The 262-nt window shown below is 64.5% G+C and carries 1 protein-coding gene; it reads right to left on the bottom strand.

The window, feature by feature from the left end; all coding sequences use genetic code 11:
- Positions 1-26: 26 nt before the first annotated feature.
- Positions 27-262: NAD(P)-dependent oxidoreductase (locus EOD29_RS32695; protein WP_281059254.1), on the bottom strand; the 236-nt coding region annotated here is incomplete at its 5' end.

Raw genomic sequence — 262 nt, 5'->3', positions numbered from 1 at the left:
GGAACCTCCAATGGTTCTGTCCATGGTCATGCCATGCGATCGAGCATGGCGCGCGACACTTCATGCTGGAGCGGTTCGCGGCGAAGCAGCCGGCCGATTTCATCCACCATGGCCTGTCCCTGGGCGAGATGCGCCTCTTCGGTGTGACCGGCGGCGTGCGGCGAAATGGTGACATTGGCCAGTGCGGGATCGCGGAACGGACTATCTGCAGGCAGCGGCTCGTCGTCAAAGACGTCCAGAGCCGCCTCGATGCGGCCGGAGC

This window comes from Mesorhizobium sp. M1A.T.Ca.IN.004.03.1.1 (assembly GCF_003997555.1).
GTDB lineage: Bacteria > Pseudomonadota > Alphaproteobacteria > Rhizobiales > Rhizobiaceae > Mesorhizobium.
The sequence above is the reverse complement of the archived record's forward strand: the minus strand, read 5'-3'. Positions and strand labels throughout refer to the sequence as shown.